The organism is Mesorhizobium sp. M7A.F.Ca.CA.004.06.1.1, from assembly GCF_003999135.1.
Taxonomy (GTDB): Bacteria; Pseudomonadota; Alphaproteobacteria; order Rhizobiales; family Rhizobiaceae; genus Mesorhizobium.
The window spans coordinates 1-10,272 of record NZ_RZPQ01000135.1; the positions used below are offsets into that span (position 1 = coordinate 1).

At 64.4% G+C, this 10,272-nt stretch carries 10 protein-coding genes; 3 read left to right on the forward strand and 7 right to left on the reverse strand.

Going from position 1 to position 10,272, the window contains the following annotated elements:
* On the reverse strand, positions 1-499 hold a 499-nt coding region (locus EN906_RS11160), incomplete at its 3' end, for a LysR family transcriptional regulator (protein ID WP_127375175.1).
* Between the two features lie 112 nt (positions 500-611).
* Here EN906_RS11160 and EN906_RS11165 point away from each other — a divergent pair.
* Together EN906_RS11165 and EN906_RS11170 are read left to right on the forward strand one after the other, a co-directional pair.
* On the forward strand, positions 612-1,019 hold the full coding sequence (locus EN906_RS11165) for a 4-oxalocrotonate tautomerase family protein (protein ID WP_127271318.1): 408 nt from the start codon (positions 612-614) through the stop codon (positions 1,017-1,019).
* Between the two features lie 123 nt (positions 1,020-1,142).
* On the forward strand, positions 1,143-3,365 hold the full coding sequence (locus EN906_RS11170) for an AMP-binding protein (RefSeq protein WP_127375176.1): 2,223 nt from the start codon (positions 1,143-1,145) through the stop codon (positions 3,363-3,365).
* 27 nt (positions 3,366-3,392) lie between these two features.
* On the opposite strand, the gene EN906_RS11175 is transcribed toward EN906_RS11170, so the two are convergent.
* The 6 genes from EN906_RS11175 to EN906_RS11200 form a co-directional block, all read right to left on the reverse strand.
* The gene (locus EN906_RS11175) at positions 3,393-4,139 is read right to left on the reverse strand and encodes a phosphatidylcholine/phosphatidylserine synthase (protein ID WP_236383118.1); all 747 of its coding nucleotides are present in this window, start codon (positions 4,137-4,139) and stop codon (positions 3,393-3,395) included.
* A 75-nt stretch (positions 4,140-4,214) separates the two neighbouring features.
* The gene (locus EN906_RS11180; RefSeq protein ID WP_127268237.1) at positions 4,215-4,913 is read right to left on the reverse strand and encodes a phosphatidylserine decarboxylase; all 699 of its coding nucleotides are present in this window, start codon (positions 4,911-4,913) and stop codon (positions 4,215-4,217) included.
* A gap of 134 nt (positions 4,914-5,047) precedes the next feature.
* The gene (locus EN906_RS11185) at positions 5,048-5,395 is read right to left on the reverse strand and encodes an antibiotic biosynthesis monooxygenase (protein WP_127268238.1); all 348 of its coding nucleotides are present in this window, start codon (positions 5,393-5,395) and stop codon (positions 5,048-5,050) included.
* A 108-nt stretch (positions 5,396-5,503) separates the two neighbouring features.
* Entirely contained in the window at positions 5,504-7,384 is a 1,881-nt protein-coding gene (locus tag EN906_RS11190) for an ABC transporter ATP-binding protein/permease (protein ID WP_127268239.1), read from the reverse strand.
* 22 nt (positions 7,385-7,406) lie between these two features.
* Positions 7,407-7,739 carry a metalloregulator ArsR/SmtB family transcription factor gene (locus EN906_RS11195; protein ID WP_127268240.1) on the reverse strand — a complete coding sequence of 111 codons (333 nt, stop codon included), beginning with the start codon at positions 7,737-7,739 and terminating at the stop codon, positions 7,407-7,409.
* Between the two features lie 227 nt (positions 7,740-7,966).
* A complete protein-coding gene (locus EN906_RS11200) occupies positions 7,967-9,436 on the reverse strand; it encodes a LysM peptidoglycan-binding domain-containing protein (RefSeq protein ID WP_127268241.1) in 1,470 nt (489 codons plus the stop codon).
* A 126-nt stretch (positions 9,437-9,562) separates the two neighbouring features.
* On the opposite strand from EN906_RS11200, the gene EN906_RS11205 reads away from it, so the two are divergent.
* Complete coding sequence (locus EN906_RS11205; RefSeq protein ID WP_127268242.1) at positions 9,563-10,174, forward strand: TIGR00730 family Rossman fold protein; 612 nt, start codon at positions 9,563-9,565, stop codon at positions 10,172-10,174.
* The last annotated feature ends 98 nt before the right edge of the window (positions 10,175-10,272 follow it).

Below are 10,272 nucleotides of genomic sequence, written 5' to 3' on the forward strand. Positions count from 1 at the left end.
GCCATATCATCGGCTCGCGCAGCACGCCGACTTCGTCCGGCGCCGCCGCCTGGCGCATGACGATCGCCAGATCGAGGCCGCCAGACTGCAGCGCCTGCGCCAGTTCGGCGGAGCGGCCGACCCGCAGTTCGATCCTGACGCGCGGATGACTGACGGCGAAGGCACGCAGCAGATCCGGCAGGCCGCTGTCGGCGAAATCCTGCGTAGTGCCGATGGCGACGCGTCCGGCAGCGCGCGCGCCCTTGAGCGCCAGCCAGGCCTCGCGATGGGCGGCAAGGATCCGCCTGGCATGGCCGACGAGGTCTTCGCCTGCAGGGGTCAAGCCGCGCCCTCGCCCTTGCGGCGCCAGCAGCGGCTCGCCGACGATTTCTTCCAGCCGCTGCATCTGGGTGGTCACCGCCGAGGGCGAACGGCCGACGCTTGCAGCCGCCTGGGCCAGCGAGCCGCTGTCGACGAAAGCAAGGAAGGTTCGGAGCAGATCGGGATCCAGCGTTTCCATACTTCGATATTATCGAAGCTTCAGTTAAAAACAATTCGATTTTTTTGATCTAAAGGTGGTGGCATGGTTGTTTCAACGGCGATCGGACGCCGCTCAAGCCAAGGAGAAGAAAATGCCCATTATCAACATCAGCGTCACCGGCAAGCCTGACGCGGCGCTTTCCGCTCGCATCGCAGAGGAGGCTACCGAAATCACCGCCACGCAGCTGCGCAAGGATCCGACGATCACGGCAGTTGCCGTGTCCTATGTCGATCCGCAGCACTGGTTCGCCGGCGGCAAGTCGCTGGCCGAGCACGGCACCAACACGTTCTGGCTTGATATCAAGGTGGTCGACGGCACCAACACCAAGCTTGAGCTGGAGGCCTATCTGAAGGCGATCTTCGCGGCCTTCGGCCGTCTGCTGGGCGGCGTGCACGAGGAGAGCTACGCCTTCGTACATGAAGTGCCGGCAGCCGCTTACGGCTATGGCGGCAAGACGCAGGAATTTCGTTTCATCAGTGGACGGCTGCAGGCGGCATGACAAGCAGCTTCCCGCACCAGGGAAGCAAAAGCTCCGCATTGACCTTCCTCCCACATCGTCTAGGTTCTGGCCGAAGCGGCCGCAAAAGAGCCGAGATGCTAAGAATGTTGGGAGAGACGCGGCATGGTCCTGACACTGGCGCTGCTTGCGGGTCTTGTTCTGGCCTGGCTGCTGATCGGCGTGGTGGAAATATTCCGCCTCGGCCTGCGCTTTACCCAGGCGCTGCTCTATGTGCCGTTCAAGCTCGCCTACCGGATCGCCGACAGCCGTATCAGGATCGCCCGCCAGGCGCAGGCTCCAGTCATCTACGTCATCTCGCATCAATCGCGCTTCGAACCGGCGCTGATGCTGTCGCTGCTGCCGGAAGACACACTGCACATACTCGACGAGGCCTCGGCGCGCTCGCCGTGGCTTGAACTTTGGCGCGAGCTTGGCCGTACCATCGCTTTCAACGCCGAACATCTCTTCGTCAGCCGCCGGCTGGTGCGCGTGCTGAGGGGCAAGGGCCGGCTCGCCGTCTATCTGCCGGATGCGGTCGAGCCTGACGTCAAGATGTTTCGGTTGTTTCGTGCCGTCACCCGCATCGCCATGCAGGCCGATGCCAAGATCGTGCCGATCTTCGTCGGCGGCGCGCGCGGCCTGCCGGTGTCGCTGACACCCGCGGACAAGGCGCCACGACACTGGTTTCCGCAGCTGTCGATCAGCGTGCTGGAACCTATGACCATCGCCGAACTGGTGGCGCGGAACCCCGATCAGGCCTCGAACACCAACGCGCTGTTCGACCGTGTCGCCGAGGCGCGGCTCTTCGGCACCAACCTCGATCGTGGCCTGTTCCTGGCCATGCGCGATGCCGCCGACCGCGTCGGCGCTTCGCATACCATCATCGAGGACGTGATCTCCGGGGCGCTGACCTACCGCAAGCTGTTCATCGGCGCCCGCGTCCTGGGCAGGCGCTTTGAGGCGGTGACGGCTCCGGGCGAGGCGGTCGGCGTGATGCTGCCCAATGCCAACGGCGTCGTGCTGTCGCTCACCGGCCTTCTGTCGGCCGGCCGGGTGGCGGCGATGATCAACTATACGGCCGGACCGGCGAGCGTCACCGCGGCCGTGCGCACGGCGGTGATAAGGACCGTGATTTCCTCCCGCGCATTCGTCGAGAAGGCCGATCTGGCCGATATCGTCGCGGCGGTCGAAAAAGGCGGCGCCAAGCTGCTGTGGCTGGAGGATGTGCGGGAGAGCGTTACCGCGCTGGACAAGCTTGCCGCCGCTCTGCTGTGGCGCTGGCCGCTGCAGCGGCAGGATGCGGCCAAGCCGGCCGTGATTCTGTTTACTTCGGGCTCGGAAGGCACGCCGAAGGCGGTCGTGCTGTCGCACAAGAACCTGTACGCCAACGCCATGCAGGCCGAGGCGCGGATCACCATCTCGCCGGCCGACATCCTGCTCAACGTGCTGCCGGTGTTCCACTCCTTCGGCCTGACGGGCGGCACCATCCTGCCGCTGGTCACCGGGGTAAAGCTGTTCCTCTACCCCTCGCCGCTGCACTACAAGATCATCCCCGAGGTGGCGCGCAAGGTGAAGCCGACCATTATGTTCGGCACCGACACGTTCCTCGCCAACTATGCGCGCACCGCCAAGGACGGCGATTTTTCCAGCCTGCGCTTCGTCGTCGCCGGCGCCGAGGCGGTGAAGCCGGAAACCCGCCGCGTCTATCGCGAGCGCTTCCAGGCCGAGATCATCGAAGGTTTCGGGCTGACCGAGGCGGCACCGGTGGTTGCCGTCAACACGGCAATCCATGGCCGCGACGGCACGGTCGGCCGGCTGCTGCCTGCCATGCGCATGAAGCTGGAGCCGGTCGAGGGCATCTCCGACGCCGGCCAATTGTGGCTCGACGGGCCGAACCTGATGATGGGCTACATGACGTCGGACCGCCCCGGTGAGTTGCAGCCGCTGACCGGCTGGCACGATACCGGCGACATCGTCGCCGTCGACCGCGAGGGCTTCATCACCATTCGCGGCCGCGCCAAGCGCTTCGCCAAGATCGCCGGCGAGATGGTGTCGCTGGGGGCGGTCGAGATGCTGGTGCAGTCGCTGTGGCCGGAGGAGCGCCACGCGGCTGTGGCGGTGCCGGACAAGAGACGCGGCGATCGCATCGTGCTGGTCACCACCGCCGACGATGCCAATCCCGACGAGCTGCGCAAATTCGGCAAACAGGCGGGCGCCGCCGAACTGATGGTGCCGAACGACATCGTCAAGGTGGAGGAAATCCCGGTGCTGGGTTCCGGCAAGACCGACTATGTGTCGACGAGGAAATTGGCGATCGACAGGCTGGGGCTCGGCGTCGCGGCCTGAGTCAGATCAAGCACTTCTGCGAATTTTCTAACCTATATCGGAGGGCGGCACTTTCTCGCCCTCGCGCTTGGCGCGCTTCGAATAGGCGCGCACGCTGAATGGCAGGAAGATCAGGTAGCCGGCGACCGAGGCGGTCAGCGTGTACCAGGGATAGGTCATCAGCAGGAGCACGTAGAGTACGACACCGAGGATGATCGGCAACACCCTGTCGCCCGGGATCCTTAGGCTCTTGCCGGAATAGACCGGCAGCCGGCTGACCAGCAGGAAGGCGACCAGGATGGTGAAGCCGGTGGCGACGAAGGCGGCGGGGCGACTGGGCTCCAGCCCTGTGCGCAGGAAATAGAGATAGAGCGGCAGCATCACCAGCACGGCGCCCGCCGGCGCCGGCACGCCGACGAAATATTCGGACTGCCATATGGGGCGATCGCCCTTCTCGTCGTCGAGCACGTTGAAACGGGCGAGGCGCAACCCGCAGGCGATGGCGAACAGCAGTGCCGCGATCCAGCCCGGCGAGCCGGCGCGGTCGAGCAGGAAGGCATAGAGCACCAGAGCCGGCGCCACGCCGAAATTGACGATGTCGGCCAGCGAATCCATCTGAGCGCCGAATTTGGAGGTCGCCTTCAACATCCGCGCCAGACGGCCGTCGATGCCGTCGAGGAAGGCGGCAAGCAGCACCATCACCACCGCCGGCTCGAAGCGGCCTTCGAAGCCGAAGCGGATGCCGGACAGGCCGGCGCAGATGGCGAGCACGGTGACCAGATTGGGCAGCACCATGCGCATCGGGATTTCGCGGATGCGCGGACCGCCGCTGGCATGGGCCTCGAACTTTTTGTATTGCGTGCCCACCGGTCAGGAAACCCGAACAAGAGGCGTGCCGGCAACACCGCCGAATTCGGCCAGCACGGTTTCGCCGCCAACCGCCGTCTGGCCGACGGCAACGCGCGGCGTGGCGGTCAGGGGCAGGAACACATCGACACGCGAGCCGAAGCGGATCAGGCCGAAACGCTCGCCAGTGCCGATTGAGCCGCCGGCCTCGGCCCAACAGACGATGCGGCGCGCCACCAGGCCGGCGATCTGGACGGCCGCGACCGTGCCGTTGGGGCTCTCGATGACCAGGCCGTTGCGCTCGTTCTCGGTGCTTGCCTTGTCGAGTTCGGCATTGAGGAATTTGCCCGGCCGGTGCTCGATTTTCGCAATACGGCCGCGCACCGGGGCGCGGTTCACGTGGCAGGAGAAGACGTTCATGAACACCGAGATCCGGGTCATCTCTGCATTGCCGAGGCCGAGTTCGCGCGGCGGCACGGCGGGTCCGACCGCCGAGATGATGCCGTCGGCGGGGCTGACCACCAGGCGGTCATCGACCGGCGTGACGCGCTCGGGATCGCGGAAGAAATAAACGCACCAGGCCGTCAGGATCAGACCGATCCAGAACAGGATCGAGGAGAAATAGCCGAGGAAAAGCGTCGCCGCGCCAAAGGCCGCGATGAAGGGATAGCCTTCGCGATGGATCGGTACGAATGCGTTCTTGACCGTATCGACAAGGCTCATCGGGTGTAAACGGGCTCCGTTTCAGGTGGGGCCTCAATAGCCGAAAGCCCCCCTCGCCGCAACGCAACAATGGGGAATGCCATATTCAGCGTCGAAGCGCCGGCACCTGGCATCGGTTTGCCGTAACGGCTTTTCTAAAGCCCCGGAACCCGCTGATAGTTGGCGATGTCGGCGCGCACGCCGAGCCGGGCGATCGTCTCGTGCGGGTTGAAAGCGATGCGCTCGTGCGCGGCCTTGACGATCGGCACGACGTTGTCGATGGCTGCCTGGCTTTCCCATTCGACGATGGTCACAAGGTTGAACTCGCCCGGCCCTGAGAATTGCTCGAGCAGGAAATCCTGCACGAACCCCTGCTGCAGGCGCAGCAATTCATGCGTTGTCCTGACCTTGGCGAGTATCTCCTCGCGGGCGGCGGCAGGCACGACGAACTTGTCCACCCTGAACACGCTGCGGCCGTCAACGCTCTGATTTGTCTTGCTCATTTCGATTTCTCCGTTCCTGGATCATGGTGTTTTTTGGGCTCCAGGAACGGCCTACAATCTCAACTTATGTTGAGGTCAAGCGCAAAAATCAGGTCATGCGCCGAACTTTCAATTCACCTCCGACGTTCGCCGACGAACGACAACGCCAAGCTCGTCGCCCTCGCGGGCGATGCGTAGGCGCTCCTCGGCCTCGGTCGCCTCGCGCTGGCGGTCCCACATCGAGGCGTAGAGGCCATGCTTGCGCATCAGCTCGGCATGGGTGCCGCGCTCGGCGATCTGGCCGTCCTGCAGCACGATGATCTCATCGGCCGTGATTACCGTCGACAGGCGGTGGGCGATGACGATGGTGGTGCGGCCACGGCTGACCAGATCGAGCGCGGCCTGGATCTCCTGCTCGGTGTGACTGTCGAGCGCCGAGGTCGCTTCGTCGAGCATCAGGATCGGCGGCGCCTTCAGGATGGTGCGGGCGATCGCCACGCGCTGCTTTTCGCCGCCCGAAAGCTTCAGCCCGCGTTCGCCGACCATCGACTTGTAGCCGTCAGGCAATCGCTCGATGAACGGACCGATCTGGGCTAGTTCAGCGGCTTTCTGCATGTCCTCCTCGCTGGCTCCGATGCGGCCGTAGCGGATGTTGTAGGCGATGGTGTCGTTGAACAGCACGGTGTCCTGCGGCACCATGCCGATCGCGCCACGCAGGCTCTCCTGCGTCACGTCCCTGATATCCTGGCCGTCGATCAACACCTGGCCGGACTGAACGTCGTAAAAGCGGAACAGAAGCCGCGAGATGGTCGATTTGCCGGCACCCGAAGGCCCGACAATGGCGACGGTCTTGCCGGCCGGCACCTCGAAGCTGATGCCCTTCAGGATCTTGCGGTTCGGGTCATAGGAAAAATGCACGTCGCGGAACTCGACCTTGCCGGCGCTCACGGCGAGCGGCCTGGCATCCGGCTTGTCGACGATCTCCTGCGGCACATCCAGAAGGTCGAACATCTGCTCGATGTCGGTCAGCCCCTGGCGGATTTCGCGGTAGATGAAGCCGATGAAATTGAGCGGCACCGACAGCTGCATCAGCATGGCGTTGATGAAGACGAAGTCACCGACCGTCTGCGTGCCGGCCTGCACTTCAAGCGCCGACATGCACATGACGATGACGGTGCCGAGGCCGAAGATGATGCCCTGGCCGAAATTCAGCCAGCCGAGCGAGGTCCAGATGCGCGTCGCGGCGACCTCGTAGCGTGCCATGGAGCGGTCGAAGCGCTCGGCTTCCATGCTTTCGTTGTTGAAATATTTGACCGTTTCGTAATTGAGCAGCGAGTCGATCGCCTTGGTGTTGGCGTCGGTGTCGCTGTCGTTCATGTCGCGGCGGATCGAGATGCGCCAGTCGCTGGCGCGCACCGTGAACCAGACATAGACCCAGACGGTGACCGCGACGACGACCACATATTTCCAGCCATAGGTGTAGGCGAAGATGCCGGTGGTCAGCGCGAATTCGAGGATGGTCGGCGCCGTGTTGAGCATGATGAAGCGCACGATCGTCTCGATGCCCTTGGTGCCGCGCTCGATGATGCGCGACAGGCCGCCGGTGCGACGCTCCAAGTGGAAGCGCAGCGATAGTTGGTGCATGTGAACGAAGGTGCGGAAGGCGAGCTGGCGCACCGCGTATTGGCCGACGCGTGCAAACAGCGCGTCGCGCAGCTGATTGAAGCCAAGCTGCACCAGGCGCACGACATTGTAGGCGACGACCAGCATGACCGGCGCCAGCAGAAATGTCGGCAGCGGTGGCACCGATTTGGAGTCGCCGGCCAGCGCGTCCGTTGCCCATTTGAAGAAATAGGGACCGGCGACCAGCGTCAGCTTGGCGACGACGAGCAACAGCGTCGCCCAGGTGACCCGGGCTCTCAGATCGGCGCGATCCGCCGGCCACATATAGGGCCACAAATTGAGCAGCGTCTTGAAGGTCGAGGAGTCGGAGACGGTTTTTTCGGCCATTTTTGGCGCCTTCTTCTTATTTTCAGCGGCCGGAGCAGCAGGAATTGACGAGGGCGGCCACCGATGCAGAAACATCGGCGAGCGCGGCACGGTCGATCGCATAGCGCGAACGCTGGCGATCGGGCTCGAAGCGAACCAGCCCGGCTTCGACCAGTATTTTCAGATGTTGTGACACGGTGGACTGCGCCAGATCGAACCGATCGACGACTTCGCGGCAGTAGCAGGAGTTGCTTGCGGACAAGTATTTCAGGATTTCGATCCGAGCCGGGTGCGAAAGTGCTGCCAGCCGGGTGGCAACGGCTCGGCTGTCCGGGGTGCAGCCAGGTGCGTTTGTTTCCATAAGGGAATCAGTCATCGTCCATCGGCGATAGACGATGAGCAGGTCTGCGGCAAGCTACCCCGATGGGTAGAGCGACCTAATCTCCCCCCTTGAGGGGGAGATGTCACCAAAGGTGACAGAGGGGGTCGGTGCGTCCTGACGCGACGTCGTTTGGAGAAAAGAGAAGGTCGGCGCTTCACGCGCGACGACCCCTCTGGCCTGCCACCTCCCCCTCAAGGAGGGAGATTGGCCAATCGCCAACCCTACTGCGTCTTGGCCGGCGCTGTCGTTGCCTGCTCGCCCATCGCCTTGAGGTCGGCGGCTTCGCCTTCCTTCGACTTTTCCGGGACCTTGAACACCTGCCCCGGCCAGATGCGGTCGGGATCGCTGATCTGGTCTTGGTTGGCGAGGTAGATGGTCGAGAAGCGCACGCCATGGCCATAGACGCGCCGCGAGATCCGCCACAGCGTGTCGTTGCGGCGGATGATGACGGCGCCGTCGGCATGTTCAAGCTTGGGCGCCACGGTCTCGGGCACGTCGCTCGGCGGCGTCGCCTCCGCCACAACGGCCGGAGCCTCGGTGGCGGGAGCAGGCGTGGTGGCCGGAGCCGTCCCGGCCGCGGCCGGCGCCTCGGCGGCGGCAGGTGCGGCCGGCTTGGGCTGAACGGGCTTCGGCGCCGAGGGTGCCACGGCGGCGACCGCTTCGCCCGGCTCGCGCTCGAACGGCACGGCTGCGCGGGCCACAACTGTCACACCGTCGGTATCGAGGCCGTCGACACGTATTGTGTAGCTGCCGACCGGAATGTCGCGCGCCGCCTCGACCAGGAAATGACCATCCGTCGACGTTTGCGCATCACCGAGCAGGATGTCGTTGGCATAGGCGCGCACCTTGCGGCCGGCATCGGCGAGACCGGCGACAAAGATCTTGCTGCCGTCGATCTCGACCGCCTCGACGACGATCTTGGGCTCGGTCACGCCTGCAACGGGCGGCGTCGCCGGCGCAGGAGCCGGTGCTGCTTCCACCACGGCAGGTGCTGGGGCGGCTGGTGCCGGAGCAGTTGCGGGCGCTTCGGCTGCGGGAGCAGCCGGCGCGGTGGCCTGAGCAGCCGGCTTTGCCGCGGGCGCGGGAACGGTCAGCAATTCGGCCGGCTTGCCCGGCTCCTCGACCATGGCCAGCACCTGGCCGGCCGCATCCTTGGGAACCGAAACCACGGCGGTCTGCACCGAGGGCGTTACGACATCGCCCGTGGTCGCGCGCAGCGCGATCGTATAATCACCGGGCTTCAGCGGATCGTCGAGAATGATAACGAAGGCGCCATCGGGACCAGCGACCGTCGAGCCAAGCACCGTCGAGCCGTTGAGGATCTCGACCTTGGCGTTGGGCGCCGCATTGCCGGCGACGACAATCGAGCCATTGCTTTCGACGCGCACGACATCGAAGGACGGTGCGACCGGACCGGCCGCAGCCGGCGCCGCCGCGTCCGCGGCCGGTGCGGACGGTGCCGTTGCCTGGGGCACCGCGGCGGGAGCCGCAGGGACCTCCGCGGCGGGCAGCCGCGCTTCGGTGCCGGGATCGGCCGATTTTGGCGCTGCGGGCGGCGTCTGCGCCGCCACTTGCGCCGGCGGCGTGGGATTGAGATACGGGTCGAGTGCGCCCGATACATAGGCGGTTCCCGCGGCCGCGACGGTCCCACCCGCCGCGAACAGAAACGCCTTCAGTGGATTAATCGCCATACTTCCCTACCCCTTAGCCACCTAACGCCGGTCTAGCCTGTTTTACCAATACCGACAAGAAAAAGCCCGGACTTGTTAACTCTTGGGGCTTGACCCGGCTTTCAGACCCAATCACCAATCATCGGCATGAACACGATTCGATCCGTCTGCGTCTATTGCGGCTCGTCTCCGGGCCGCGATGAAACCTATATCAAGGCCGGACACCTGCTCGGACGCTCGATTGCCAAAGCGGGACTGCGGCTGGTCTATGGCGGCGGCACCAAGGGCATTATGGGTGCTGTCGCCGAAGGCGCGCTCAAGGCCGGCGGCAAGGTAACGGGCATCATTCCGCGCTTCCTGATCAACAAGGAAGCGAGCGAAACCGCGCTTGACCGGCTCGATGAACTCTTCATCACCGACAACATGCACGAGCGCAAGCACAGGATGTTCGAGAAATCCGACGCCTTTGTGGCGCTGCCGGGCGGGATCGGCACGGTCGAGGAGATCGTCGAGATCATGACCTGGGGGCAGCTTGGCCATCATCGCAAGCCGATCGTCTTCGCCAATGTCAAAGGATTTTGGGATCCGATGCTGGCGTTGCTCGATCACATGGCCGCCGAAGGCTTCATCCACACCGCACAGCGGGTCAAGCCGCTGGTCGTCGACGACCCTGAAGCGATCGTCGCCGCCATCATGGTGGCAGGATCGTCCGTCGATGCTCCGACCGAGGGCGTGCAGTCGGTGATCGACAAAATGTAGGGGAGTAAGAAAATACGGCAGTAAGGCAGTATGTGAATTGCCTGGAGTGTCCTGCCCTACTGCCCTACTGCCCTACTGCCCTACTGCCCTCTTCCTCC

What these genes read in the sequence shown, in the direction of transcription:
- EN906_RS11165 (WP_127271318.1), top strand. Translation starts at nt 612, where the DNA reads ATGCCCATTATCAACATCAGCGTCACCGGCAAGCCTGACGCGGCGCTT.
- EN906_RS11170 (WP_127375176.1), top strand. Translation starts at nt 1,143, where the DNA reads ATGGTCCTGACACTGGCGCTGCTTGCGGGTCTTGTTCTGGCCTGGCTG.
- EN906_RS11175 (WP_236383118.1), bottom strand. Translation starts at nt 4,139, where the DNA reads ATGGTGCTGCCCAATCTGGTCACCGTGCTCGCCATCTGCGCCGGCCTG.
- EN906_RS11180 (WP_127268237.1), bottom strand. Translation starts at nt 4,913, where the DNA reads ATGAGCCTTGTCGATACGGTCAAGAACGCATTCGTACCGATCCATCGC.
- EN906_RS11185 (WP_127268238.1), bottom strand. Translation starts at nt 5,395, where the DNA reads ATGAGCAAGACAAATCAGAGCGTTGACGGCCGCAGCGTGTTCAGGGTG.
- EN906_RS11190 (WP_127268239.1), bottom strand. Translation starts at nt 7,384, where the DNA reads ATGGCCGAAAAAACCGTCTCCGACTCCTCGACCTTCAAGACGCTGCTC.
- EN906_RS11195 (WP_127268240.1), bottom strand. Translation starts at nt 7,739, where the DNA reads ATGACTGATTCCCTTATGGAAACAAACGCACCTGGCTGCACCCCGGAC.
- EN906_RS11200 (WP_127268241.1), bottom strand. Translation starts at nt 9,436, where the DNA reads ATGGCGATTAATCCACTGAAGGCGTTTCTGTTCGCGGCGGGTGGGACC.
- EN906_RS11205 (WP_127268242.1), top strand. Translation starts at nt 9,563, where the DNA reads ATGAACACGATTCGATCCGTCTGCGTCTATTGCGGCTCGTCTCCGGGC.